This window comes from Paraburkholderia kirstenboschensis, from assembly GCF_032806925.1.
GTDB classification, from domain to species: domain Bacteria; phylum Pseudomonadota; class Gammaproteobacteria; order Burkholderiales; family Burkholderiaceae; genus Paraburkholderia; species Paraburkholderia kirstenboschensis.
Map to the genome: position 1 here is coordinate 349,122 of NZ_CP136511.1, position 12,138 is coordinate 361,259.

Genomic DNA, 12,138 nt, shown 5'->3' on the forward strand with positions numbered 1-12,138 from the left:
AGAACGGTCCCTCGCAGTCGTATGGCGAACGTCTGCTGATCAGTGGCGAGTCGCCATTTGGCTAAGCGAAGGCGAACGACGATGCGTCGGACGAGACAGTTTCATTTTCAAGCGCTGTGGGCGGTGGTCCGCCCCGGCTGCGGCTCGGGCGTTCTGGGTGAGGAGTTCGTGGCCTCGATCAAAGCGCCTGCGCAACCCAGGCGTGCCGACGACCTGGCTCGCCGTCGACGACGCGCCGCACGCAGTGGCGATGGCCGGAAACTGTGGATGTTCGGTTTGGGCTTAGCCACCCGAAAAAATGTCGCAGAAGGTGAGCGGACCAACACACTTTCCCTCTTTGCTCGCGTCAGCCGGCGCAGCAGAACCTCGTGCGGCGAGGTCTGAGGCGCGGGACATTTCGGGCGGTGCGGCTTTTTTAGCCGCCCCGTTTGCGGCCGGTGTGGTGGTTTCTTGCGCATAAGCAACAGCAGCGCACAGCGACATGGCAACGAGGGCGATCTTCAGCGATTTCATTTTCCTCTCCTGAACAGCGGGTAACTGCGTCGTAGTGACAAAACTATAGTCGTCACCGACCACTGGATAAATCGTCCAGTGAGGAACGGATATTTCTGGTTGGCACAAGGGCTCGAACGGCTGATAGCGACTCGGACGTCGTCCATGGCCAGCGCGCTGCATAGAGCGATTCGAGTGAAAAAGCAATGAGAGCGGAAGTACCGCGGAGAAACCGGGTCAGGTCGGCATCGCAGTCTGAGCGCGCAGCACCTGCGCGCTTCCATACAAAGACGGGCTCGCTATCGAGGCAATGCCCGACAGCGGGCCAGTTTCGTGTCGACACCTCCGCTGTCGGCTCCCGATGGTTCCGCTCAGACCTTCACGCCCTTGGCGTTTTTTCGCGTTCATGGACGTCCGCTTTTCACGCCGTGCGGTCGTCGGGCCAGGACGATTTGCCTGACGTGCGCTGTTTAAAGTGGTGCCGATACGCTGGCCACCACCGAGCAAATGACGTTGAGCGCCAGCGAGGCCAGGCAAAGCTAGCGCAGCGCGACCCCCTCGGCGGGGCCGCTTCTTTTGCCCAAATGTTCAATCGATCAATTGAGCAACAAACTCGCGCAGCACGTCCGATACGCTGCGCCTCGACTTCGCCGCCTGCATTTTGAGCTTGGTGTGCTTACCCCGTGTTGCGACCTACCTCCCTCGGTCTGGCATTCAGGTCCATTGAGGAAGCAGAGAAAATCTGGCGCCGTATCAATGGCTCCGAGAAGATCAAGTCGTTACTGGAAGGCATGGCCGTCAGGGACGGCGACCCGGTGAAGGACGATCAACCGGCTCAGCAGAGTCGCCGCGTGAAGTCTCTGCTCATCAAGTTGTCCCGATACCGCTCTTTGAAGTAAGTCCCGTGACCCGAAGGTTACACTTTTGACATATATGCATGAAAACTACGAAATGCAGATTTGCGAAAAATGCTGCTGTTTGCAAGGCTAGACTCCGGTCTCTCGCTGACGCCGCCGTGTTTGCGAGGAACATTCAGTCACGGAGAGTTTTGATGAAGTACAAAGTATTATTTTCCACGATGCTCGCAACACTCGGCACGACCGCAGCACACGCGCAAAGCAGCGTGACCCTGTACGGCCTGCTGGATGCCGGCATCAGCTATACCAACAACACCCGCGTCGGCAACACAGGCCACAGCAATGTCGCCTTGAGCAACGCCATGATGCAAAGCAGCCGTTGGGGCCTGAGAGGCGCCGAAGATCTGGGTGGCGGCCTGAAGGCACTGTTCGTCCTGGAAAACGGCTTCACGCTGAGCAACGGCAAGCTTGGCCAGGGTGGCCGTGAATTCGGCCGTAACGCCTATGTCGGCCTGTCGAGCAACCAGCTCGGCACGCTGACGGTGGGTCGTCAGAACGAATTCGTGTACGACTGGGTTGGCCGTGTGTCGATGGAAAACTTCAATGGCGCAGGCGGCAATGTCTTCGCGCACGCGCTGGACAACGACAACATGATGGGTACGTTCCGCGTCAACAACGCGGTGAAATACCAGAGCGCGAATTACTCGGGCCTGACCTTCGGAGGCTTGTTTGGCTTCTCGAACCAGGCCGGCGGCTTCGGGAACAACCGTGCATACAGTTTCGGCGCCATGTACTACAACGGCCCGATTCTGGCGACGTTGGGCTACACGCAAGTCAACAACAGCTTGACCAACAACGCCGCGGGCCTAGGGGTAGTCACGAACACCGGTGGCGCCGTTGATAGCAGCGCCGCCAGCACCAGCGCTGATGCGGCCCTCACCGCCGGACGTCAGCGTATCTTCGGCGGCGGCTTGAACTACACGTTCGGCCCGGCGAAAGTTGGTTTTGTGATCACGGACAGCAAGCTGGACAATGCAACCGGTTTCACCAGTGGCACCGCGGCTTTGTCGCTTGCGAACTCCGCATATGTTCATTTCACGAACTACGAAGTGAACGCGCATTACAACGTTACCCCGGCATGGACCTTGGGCGCGGCTTACACCTACACCGATGGCAAGTTCAGCAACGCTCAGAACTCGGCATCGCCGAAGTGGAATCAGGTCAGCCTGTTGTCGGATTACAACCTGTCGACTCGCACGGACCTGTACGCGGTCGCCAACTGGTCACACCTGAGCGGCGGTCTGTCGGCACAGGCGGGTTCGGGCCTGGCTGCATTTGAAGGCGCAAGCTCCTATATCGGCGGCATTGCGGCAACGAAGAACCAGGTGGTGGTGGGTGCCGGCATCCGCACGCGCTTCTAAGGCCTGATCGAACGGTTGAGTGACGGCAGATCTTGTCGCGACCCGCGTGCGGCAAGAAGGAGCATTCTTCAACCGACGATGATTGATATTTGCAACTTTGGGACTCGACTCATGGGAGCGAAGCATTCGCTTCCCTGGGGCGAGCCGCGTATTGAAGGGGTGACAACAAACTACATCAAGTGCGTTATTCGGGCGCGAGAGGCCTGAAAACGGCGCCGGTAGTCCTGTCACTCAGAGGCGTTCTCCGGGAAACAGTTTGCCCGCCCATTGTGGCGGGTTTTTTTGGGGATGCCGACGTGCCGTTCGTGCCCAGACGATCACAACACTGACGTTTTGGCTCCCGTGTCGCGAAATAAATGTTCTCGGGAACGGCGGCCCACAGCTGGAAAAGGGATGAGTAGGGGGATGCCCCGTTTTGGACTCAGGCCAATCGTATGATCAACGAAGGCCCAAGGTGATCATCAACATTGCCGGAGGCGAATTTGCGCGACGTTGGTGGTCATTCTGCCCGCGATCAGCGAACGTCCGCAGCACGCCGAGAAATGGACGTTCGATATCTAAGGGTGGAGGGCAGTTGCGGGTCGGGTTCGGCCGACCATATCGGGCAGCACTCGGCGGCGGATTCAACCGGTCGATGCAACACCTAGAATCTGAGAGCAGCGGAGGTATTGCAAATGAAGCAGCGACCGAGAATTTACTATTCCGAGACCCAGAAGGCGCTGATGTGGGACCGATGGCGCAAGGGCGATACGATTCATCAGATTGCCAAACTGTTCGATCGAGGCCATTCTTCGATTCAGCGGATACTATCGGAGACCGGCGGCATCCAGCCGCTGCAAAGGCACCGCGCGCCACGGGCATTGACGCTCGCGGAGCGCGAGGAGATATCCCGCTCCCTGGTGTCCGGATTATCGATTCGGGCGATAGCAGCCAGGCTGGGACGGGCTGCGTCCACTATAAGTCGCGAGTTGCAGCGCAACGGGGGCAGCCAGGGCTATCGAGCAAGCCAGGCGGATGTGATCGCCTGGGAGAGGGCACGTCGGCCGAAGGTTTGCAAATTGGTGCAAAACCAGACGCTGGCGCGAGTTGTCGCTGCAAAGCTGAAGCTGCAGTGGTCCCCTGAGCAGATTGCAGGTTGGCTCAGACATGCTTATGCGGTCAACAAGGACTACCTGGTGTCGCACGAGACAATCTATCGGAGCCTCTATATTCAAGCTCGTGGTGCCCTGAAAAAGGAATTGCTTGAGCACTTGCGACGCTCTCGAACCATGCGCCGGTCCCGTCATCACACACTGAAAACTGAGGGACGCACGAACATTCGCGACGCCGTATCGATCAGTGAACGCCCCGCTACGGCGGAGGATCGCGCAATACCCGGGCACTGGGAAGGTGACTTGCTGTATGGCAACGCTACGAGCCAGATTGCAACTCTCGTCGAACGTCAAAGTCGATTCGTGATGCTGGTAAAAGTCGCCAGCAAGGATTCTGAGGCTGTGGTTGACGCGCTGATACGACACGCCAGCAAGTTACCTCGGGAACTATATAAATCGCTGACGTGGGACAGGGGTTCGGAAATGGCCGACCACAACCGCTTTACTGTCGCGACCGACATTGAGGTCTATTCCTGCGACCCACAGCATCCCTGGCAACGCGGTTCGAACGAAAACACGAATGGGCTTCTGAGGCAATACTTCCCTAAGGGTACTGATCTATCTGCCTACTCACAGACCAGGCTGGATGCCGTAGCCAGGCGGCTCAACGAACGTCCCCGAAAAACACTCAACTTCGATACGCCAGCTGAGCGATTTAACCAAATCGTTGCATCGACCGGTTGAATCCCCCGTCGAGCTTGTGTGAAAACACGCCGATCGCCTACACTGGATCAACTCATTCAGCATGGGTGACCGGATGAAGCGATTTATAGAAGGTGAAGATCGCAAGCAGGTGACGCTGCTTCCGGAGTGTCTCGATGACTTCGTCGCAGAGGACAACCCGGTCAGGATTATCGAGGCGTTTGTAGAAGAGCTTGATCTTGCATCACTGGGCTTCGATGGAGCAATGCCGTCGACTACAGGTCGCCCGTCCTATCATCCAGCAGTGCTGCTGAAGATCTATATCTACGGCTACCTGAACCGGGTGCAATCGAGTCGGCGTCTTGAGCGCGAATGCCAGCGCAATGTTGAGTTGATGTGGCTGACGGGCCGCCTGGCGCCGGACTTCAAGACCATAGCTGACTTTCGTCGTGACAACGGCGTCGGCATTCGCAACGTGTGTCGCCGCTTCGTGATGCTGTGCCGTGAGCTGAAGCTGTTCTCGCAAGCGCTGGTCGCCATTGACGGCAGCAAGTTCAAGGCAGTCAATACGCGCGATCGCAACTTCACCGAGGGTAAGGTCGACAAGCGCCAGAAGCAGATCGAGGGGAGTATCCAGCGATATCTGAACGCGCTGGAGACTGCCGATCGTACGCAACCCGCTGAGCTGGAAGCGAAGACGACCCGATTGCAGGACAAGATCGCGCGCTTACGCGAGCAGATGCGAAACCTCGATCAGATCAAGCAGCAACTCAAGACGCAGCCTGATGGCCAACTCTCGATGACTGATCCCGACGCGCGCTCCATGGCGACGAGCGGCATAGGCTCGGGAATGGTGGGCTACAACGTGCAGGTGGCCGTTGACGCCAAACACCACCTCGTCGTGGCTCACGAGGTCACAAACTCTGGCAGTGATCGGGCGCAGCTTAGCCCCATGGCAAAAGCTGCGCGCGACGCAATGGGTAAGACCAGACTGCGGGCCGTCGCCGATCGTGGCTACTACAGTGGGCCTCAGTTCGGTCATGCTGCCGAAGCCGACAACATCAGGTGCGAAATACCATGGCCGATTTGACAAGGCAGACTTCATCTACATTGCGCGGGACGACGAATACCAATGTCCAGCTGGAGAACGGGCAATTTACCGTTACACCAGCGAGGAACACGGGATGCAGCTACACCGATACTGGAGCAGCGCCTGTTCGCAATGCAAAATAAAGTCACAGTGCACGCCCAGCGGCCAACGACGGATAAGTCGATGGGAGCATGAGTCGGTGCTGGAAGCAGTTCAACGTCGGCTGGACAAGACGCCTGATGCGATGACCGTGCGCAGGCGAACCGTCGAACATGTCTTCGGAACGTTCAAGCACTGGATGGGTTACACGCACTTCCTGACGCGCATGCTGCCCAACGTGGGGACCGAGATGAGTTTGAACGTACTCGCCTACAATCTCACTCGAGTGCTGAGAATCCTGGGCTTCAAGAAGACGATGAAGGCGATGCGGTTGGTGGGTGCATGAGCACCCCGTAAGTCCTGAACCCAAGCCCTTAAACTCGTCAGAACGTATCAGAGGGGTACACCCTCTCGTCGGCGCCCTGATAGTCGCAAAGGCGGTCAAACGTACCGCTGGGGTCAGCAGTCACGCGTCGCATTGTAGTGCCATCGGGTTTCCACACACCCTGGGTCGCGTGCTGCCGATCACTGGCAGGCAGAGTGCGGCCAACTGCAGTCGTTCGCCCTCGTCCTTACACGGCCATTCAGAGGACCGTTCCGGTCAGATAACGGACCTTCGCGTGGGACACGGTCGAGCGCCCGGGCAGACGCGAACTTGCGACCCAGCCCGGAGGTCCCGCGCCTCAGCCTCCGCGGGAAGACCTGACACGCAGGTTTGGACCCGGATCCACGGGCAAGCAACAATCTCACAGCCCAGTTCGCGTGCCGTCAGGAAGCGGAATAAATCATACGTTAGCAGCACCGCACAACGACTGGAATCAACCCTTTCTGGTTGCAGCCGGCCGCCGCGCTGATTGTCGACAAGCGCGGAACAAATATTTTACCTACCATTGCATGAGGCAGCCGCCTTCAGGAGATAAGCGGTGGGAAGCATTGCAGAGTGGTTAGCATCACTCGGCTTGTCCGAGTATGTCCAGCTCTTTGCCGAGAATGGTATAGATCGCTCGGTCGTTCGCGATCTCACGGACCAGGATCTCAAGGATCTTGGCGTCTTGCTTGGGCACCGCCGCAAAATGCTGCGCGCGTATGGCAACCCTGCCTGTCCTGCTGATTGTCACCTTCCGGCCTGAGTTCACACCTCCGTGGATCGGCCGCCCAGAGGTAATGCTCCTTACTCTCAATCGTCTGCACCCTCGGCAACGAGCCGAGATGATCGAGCGGGTGACCCTTGGCAAGGCACTGCCGAAAGAGGCTACAGACCGGATCATCGAGCATACGGATGGAATACCGCTATTTGTCGAAGAACTGACCAAGACCGTGCTCGAGAGCGGCCTGCTGCGCGAGCAGAAGGGGCGCTACGTCCTCGATGGTCCGCTGCCACTACTGGCGATCCCGATGACGCTGCACGCTTCGCTGATGGCGCGTCTCGATCGCCTGGCCCCGGCGCGGGATGTAGCACAAATCGCCGCTGCAATCGGCCGGCGATTTTCTTATGAGCTGATCAGCGCGGTCGCGTCGATGCCCAAAGAGCGCCTGGACGAGGCATTGGATTATCTCGTCAGTGCCGAGTTGGTTTTCCGGCACGGGGCACCACCGGATGCGGAATACACCTTCAAGCACGCCCTGGTGCAAGACGCCGCGTACAGCTCCCTGCTGCGGGACAGGCGACGGCAGTTGCATGCCCGCATCGCAATGGAACTCGAGAATCGTTCTTCCGACCTCGTGCAGCAACAACCGGAAATCCTGGCCGAACATTGCGCCCAGGCTGGATTGATGGAGAAGGCAGCCCGGCTGTGGCGGCGCGCCGGTCACAATACTGCAAACCGCGCGGCGCATCGCGAGGCGTCGGTCTTGTTCGAGAAATCTTTGATGGCCTACGCAGCCCTGCCGTCGTCGTCGGACACACTCGGTGAAGTGATCGACATCCGATGGGATCTTCACCACTCGCTTTATCCGCTCGGAGAATTGGCACGTGACCGGGCTAATCTGGAGAGTGCGAAACATCTTGCCGAAGGACTCGGCGACGAGGTGCGCCTATCGCGCGTACTTTCAAGGTTGACTTACACGCTCGGATCGTTAGGTGACCTGGCAGGCGCCGTCGATGCGGGCGAACGCGCGCTTACGTTGGCGGAGCAGCGAAACGATGACGATGTGAAGGCTCGGGTCAACATGATGCTGGCTAGGTCACGGTATGGACGCGGAGACTATGAACGCGCGGTGGGACATGCTCGACAGGCGCTGGATCTTCTGCATGAAGGCAACGGCGCACACGATGCGACTTACCTGACGTTCGCGCGAGTCAGCGCCCGTGTCTGGCTGGCGTTGTGCCATGCCGAACTCGGCCGGTTCGACGAAGCGGCCGTCCTCGGACAAGAGGCGACCGATATCGCCCGAGGGATGAATGATCCGGAGGAAATGATCTTTGCTGGCTTCGGTGTCGGACGGATGCGCATTATTCGGGGTAATCCGGAATTTGCTGTCGAGGTACTTGAGCCAGCGCTGGCCATGTGCAGGAGCGCTGAATTTCAGTCTACGTTTCCCGAATTGCTTCTTGTCTTGGAGCGGCGTATGCCTCGCTGGGCCGGACCGATGAGGCACTGCTTCTACTGGAAGAGGCCGTTCGTGAGGCGTCAGCAAGTCGCCTGATGTTCGGCCAGTCGATGGTGCTCTCGAACTTTGGTCGAGTGTGCCAGTTCGCTCGTCGACAAGATGAAGCCCTGACTCATGCGCGAGACGCCATTGATGTTGCTCGCGCGTGCGGCGAACGAGGCAATGAAGCCTGGGCTTGGTGCCTGTTGGCGAATCTTGTCCTGGATGGCAGCGCTACCGCATCCAAAATTGAGGACGCCCACAATTACTATCGCACGGCGTTGACGCTCGCCCAGGAGCTTGGAATGCGTCCATTGCAGGCACGGTGCCTAAATGGACTTTCTCGGCTGCAAAAGATGGTCGGAAATGAAGCATTGGCCGAGCAACATGCAGCAGACGCCACCTCGCTTTGCCGGGAAATGGGCATAAAAACCATGGCCTGGTAGAACCTCATTTCACTTCGCACCGTTCGCCGCGAACCGTTACGTCGAAAGGATTGAAGATCAGAACGGCGGATCATGCAGATGTTTCTGGCCGGAGGGATCCACGTGATCCCAGGGCTGCGCGCTAGAGGTGAACACGACCATCGGTGACCGATCAATCGAAGGGTAGTCCAAGCTTGCCGCCTGTAACCCGAGTGTATTCCGCAGCCGTTCCAATTTCATCGTCACTTGGCTGCCGCGGGCCGGGAAAAGCCGCGATCGACCGCCTTGCCAGCGGCATCAACGATTCTGTGGTGACGCGGCTTTCCGCGTATCTGGCACCGCGGCATTGCGCACCGCCCAGCCACGGTCGACGCATAGGTAGCACCACTCGCCTTTTGGCAATCCCAACAGTGACAGTTCAACGTAGCAACCGGGTCGACATTGCATTTTGCGAACCTTTCCATAAGGACGATCACTCGCCGTCCCGCGTGACCAACCAAATGGCAGTTGTACCTCGGAAGCTGCCCTTGATTTCTCGCTGGGTCGAAGGGCTTCAAAGGGGCGGTTTATTCCTTTCGCATACCTGCTGCGATCAGCGATCGATCGAGGTCTGCGTCGGACCGGCCTCGGCCACAAGCCGCCGCTCACACTCGTGGTCGGTCGGACGGTCAGGCGTCGGCTCGGCCCCGTAACCGGTCATCTAACTGTCAAAGACGAACGCTCCTTTGCCGGCCATAACAGCCGCTCGTGGCAGCAAGACGATGTCGGCGAATGATGTCTTGCCGTTCGACGCGGTGACGGGCCGCTTTATGGGTCGACGGTCGGTCTCGACCTTCCCAGTCGGCGAGGAGCAGACAACCCCAATGCATTCTTGCGCAGCGGAAACGCGCTCCTTGAAGCCCCAGGCTTCAAGGAGCGCTACCGGCGAGGATCGTGCAGCAACCTCCACGCCGGCAGCGGTTCATACGCCCTCAATGCGTAGTAATGACATGAATCCCGCCATTCGGGAAAGCCGCGACTCCTGGCTGGAAGGGCACGTACACCTGACCCGAGGCGCCATCCACCGCGACCGAATGTACACCGTTGCCGACCGCCAGCTTGTCGATGAGTGTGCGCGTCGACGCGTCGACTGTGCCGAGTATCGGCGTGAAGCCGGAGGCAGCCGCGATGCCGGTCGCGGTCTCATGACGAGCCGGGAGAAAATAGCGGTTTGACACTGCGTCGTACGCGACCTGATCGACTCCGCCGAATGGAATGCTCGCAAGTGTGGCCCCCGTCGTCCGATCGAGGATCAACGTGATAAGCGGCTTCCCGGCGGCCGGATCGCAGCCCACCAGCATGTCGTTGTTCGGACCGAGTTCGAGTCCTGTTGGCCCGCATGCGCCAAGCGGGAATACTTTGCTCACCGCCGGTGCGCCTGCGACCACCGTATTCGCGGCAATCACGTTCACCTCACCTGCCGGATTGGTGGGCGTGCCGTCGTTGTTGACGATGAAGCTCCTCGACTTCGAGTCGTACACGCATGCCTCGAGGCCGGACGACGTCGTGAACCTATACGTCGCGACGATCGAGTTTGTCTTCGTCGAAATGAAAGTCGCAATCGGGGGCGTCTCCCCCGGACTCGAAAACATCACCAGGTTGTCGTCCGGGTCGTAGCAGCCTTCGTCGACGCGGTGCGGGGCCGTGTTGAGTGGTGGGACTGCGATGGTGCTGACGACTTTCTGCTGGGCGACGTCTATGACCTTGATCGAGTTGACATCGCCGGCATAGAGGATGTTTGTGCCGGGGATGCCGACGAGTCCATCAGGGCCGGCCACATCGGTGTTCGCATTAAAGCCGGTGAAGGCGGTGGGGCCACTGCCCTTGATCTGCGCGATGAGCGTGTTGCTCTTCGTGTCGACTACGTCTACCGCCGCGTTGTTGCGGTCAGCAAGGTAGTACTTGCCACTATCGGCGTAGCTGATGTCGAAACTGAACGGCGGGGTGGCTGAATTGGGTACCGCGATGGCAGTCTTGATGGTCGGCGAAGTGGAGGTGAGGTTGTCCGAGCCTCCCCCGCACGCGGTGAGCAGAACGGATGCGCCAAGCGTTAACGCGAACCAAAGCTGTCTTTTCATTGCTGTCTCCGGATCGGTCCACATGTTCGGTGAGGAACGGGGATCTTTTTGGTTGCAAGGTTGCGAGACCACGCCACGAATGGACGCGGCCTGCACAAGCACAATACGACGAGCAATGCGTAAAGTCGAAGACGTGATCTTGCTGCGCCGGAAAAAAGCGTGCCGTTTGGCGGGTCACTCGGACTATTCCGTCCCAAATTCAACGAGTTATGCGATGACCTTCGAATTGGTAGACTCAGTCGATACTTTTTGTTTGCAACCCGGCAGGGTCACGCTCGTTATGTCATCCAGCAGGGGCGCCGTTTGCACGCTCGCATATCACCTTGGTCGCGATTGGCCGCTTTGGAGAAGATCGAATGCTGGGTGCCGGCCCGCTTCGGTGGCTCGTGCTCCGGGCATGGCAAAACAGGAGCGCTCGCTTACGCAGACCGTCGGCCGCGACGTTTACGTATGCTTGCCGGACCTCGGACAGAACTGATTGCCATACATGGGCACGCTTACGCGTGGCCGGACATTATCTGACCCATTAAGCGCTCTTTGGCGGTAGCTCCGACGCACTCGCTCTTTACATCGAGCAACGCACCCGCGCGGTTGCTGACCATCCTAGCAAAGCAGTTGAGCGACATCTTGAACAGGCTGGCCGCTGCGCCCATTGCCGCACACGGATACGTCACGCACGCGCGCACTTGCTCGCTGCGGCTTTCGCCATAGAGGCATCACGTACAGAAGTGCTCGCAATTATTGGTCAGCAGCCTGTATTGATTCTCGCCAAGGCGCGAGCGCGCCCGTTCTACAACTTGCCGGCCGGCGTAACCTGGACGATTTCCCGGCTTTATCCACACTTCGCTTCCGGCAGCGAAGCATGCCATCGTCACCTCCTCGACAGGTCCGCGATGCAACGACCGGGCAAGACCAGCGTAGTGCACTACCCTGCCTTCGCCTGCATAGATGCCGTGGTGGCGGTATGCGCCGCGAGGTGTCACGAGATGTGCGCCGAGAGCCGGTTCGCTTCCAACTCCAAGATGCCAAAGCATCTGTATCGCCGTACTGGTGCGCGACGCGATAGTGGCGTGTCCCATGATTCGACTCCCAGCTGCACCCTGCATGAGCCAAGCATAGAGCCGGAGATGTATTCACGATAATTAAATATTGTTTTGACTTCCATAATTGATTGATTATGGATGATAGCCTTGTTGGCGCAGATCACCTGTCCAACGGAGAAAAGGCGATCAGCATGTCCAGATGTCTGCGCCAT

9 protein-coding genes and 2 pseudogenes are annotated in these 12,138 nt (G+C 58.7%); 7 read left to right on the forward strand and 4 right to left on the reverse strand.

The annotated features are described in order from the left end of the window. Positions 1-282: 282 nt before the first annotated feature. Complete coding sequence (locus tag RW095_RS01755) at positions 283-513, reverse strand: hypothetical protein (RefSeq protein ID WP_317016083.1); 231 nt, start codon at positions 511-513, stop codon at positions 283-285. A gap of 662 nt (positions 514-1,175) precedes the next feature. Between RW095_RS01755 and RW095_RS01760 the strand changes: the two are divergent. The 7 genes and pseudogenes from RW095_RS01760 to RW095_RS01785 form a co-directional block, all read left to right on the forward strand. After that, positions 1,176-1,391, forward strand: a pseudogene (locus RW095_RS01760) (hypothetical protein); the annotation flags it as partial. 152 nt (positions 1,392-1,543) lie between these two features. Beyond that, positions 1,544-2,770 carry a porin gene (locus tag RW095_RS01765; protein WP_317016085.1) on the forward strand — a complete coding sequence of 409 codons (1,227 nt, stop codon included), beginning with the start codon at positions 1,544-1,546 and terminating at the stop codon, positions 2,768-2,770. Positions 2,771-3,444: 674 nt separating this feature from the next. Then, positions 3,445-4,605, forward strand: coding sequence for an IS30 family transposase (locus RW095_RS01770; RefSeq protein WP_317016086.1), 1,161 nt, complete (start codon positions 3,445-3,447; stop codon positions 4,603-4,605). Positions 4,606-4,678: 73 nt separating this feature from the next. After that, positions 4,679-6,098 (forward strand): annotated as a pseudogene (locus RW095_RS01775) (IS1182 family transposase). 577 nt (positions 6,099-6,675) lie between these two features. Beyond that, complete coding sequence (locus RW095_RS41140; protein WP_394365027.1) at positions 6,676-6,882, forward strand: SAM domain-containing protein; 207 nt, start codon at positions 6,676-6,678, stop codon at positions 6,880-6,882. A gap of 79 nt (positions 6,883-6,961) precedes the next feature. Continuing rightward, positions 6,962-8,398 (forward strand): ATP-binding protein, encoded by a 1,437-nt coding sequence (locus RW095_RS01780; protein ID WP_317016087.1) that lies wholly within the window; start codon positions 6,962-6,964, stop codon positions 8,396-8,398. Further along, the gene (locus RW095_RS01785) at positions 8,329-8,787 is read left to right on the forward strand and encodes a hypothetical protein (protein ID WP_317016693.1); all 459 of its coding nucleotides are present in this window, start codon (positions 8,329-8,331) and stop codon (positions 8,785-8,787) included. The genes RW095_RS01780 and RW095_RS01785 overlap by 70 nt, the downstream gene beginning before the upstream one ends. Positions 8,788-9,008: 221 nt before the next feature. Here RW095_RS01785 and RW095_RS41655 read toward each other — a convergent pair whose 3' ends face one another. The 3 genes from RW095_RS41655 to RW095_RS01795 all read right to left on the reverse strand — a co-directional run bounded on the left by RW095_RS41655 (position 9,009) and on the right by RW095_RS01795 (position 11,989). Further along, positions 9,009-9,230 (reverse strand): GFA family protein, encoded by a 222-nt coding sequence (locus RW095_RS41655; RefSeq protein WP_449406536.1) that lies wholly within the window; start codon positions 9,228-9,230, stop codon positions 9,009-9,011. Between the two features lie 507 nt (positions 9,231-9,737). After that, complete coding sequence (locus RW095_RS01790; protein WP_317016088.1) at positions 9,738-10,883, reverse strand: YncE family protein; 1,146 nt, start codon at positions 10,881-10,883, stop codon at positions 9,738-9,740. Between the two features lie 716 nt (positions 10,884-11,599). After that, positions 11,600-11,989 carry a lecithin retinol acyltransferase family protein gene (locus RW095_RS01795; RefSeq protein ID WP_394365028.1) on the reverse strand — a complete coding sequence of 130 codons (390 nt, stop codon included), beginning with the start codon at positions 11,987-11,989 and terminating at the stop codon, positions 11,600-11,602. Between the last annotated feature and the right edge of the window lie 149 nt (positions 11,990-12,138).

Coding starts and splice junctions, on each gene's coding strand:
- RW095_RS01755 (WP_317016083.1), bottom strand. CDS start 513: ATGAAATCGCTGAAGATCGCCCTCGTTGCCATGTCGCTGTGCGCTGCT.
- RW095_RS01765 (WP_317016085.1), top strand. CDS start 1,544: ATGAAGTACAAAGTATTATTTTCCACGATGCTCGCAACACTCGGCACG.
- RW095_RS01770 (WP_317016086.1), top strand. CDS start 3,445: ATGAAGCAGCGACCGAGAATTTACTATTCCGAGACCCAGAAGGCGCTG.
- RW095_RS01780 (WP_317016087.1), top strand. CDS start 6,962: ATGATCGAGCGGGTGACCCTTGGCAAGGCACTGCCGAAAGAGGCTACA.
- RW095_RS41655 (WP_449406536.1), bottom strand. CDS start 9,230: ATGGAAAGGTTCGCAAAATGCAATGTCGACCCGGTTGCTACGTTGAAC.
- RW095_RS01790 (WP_317016088.1), bottom strand. CDS start 10,883: ATGAAAAGACAGCTTTGGTTCGCGTTAACGCTTGGCGCATCCGTTCTG.
- RW095_RS01795 (WP_394365028.1), bottom strand. CDS start 11,989: ATGCAGGGTGCAGCTGGGAGTCGAATCATGGGACACGCCACTATCGCG.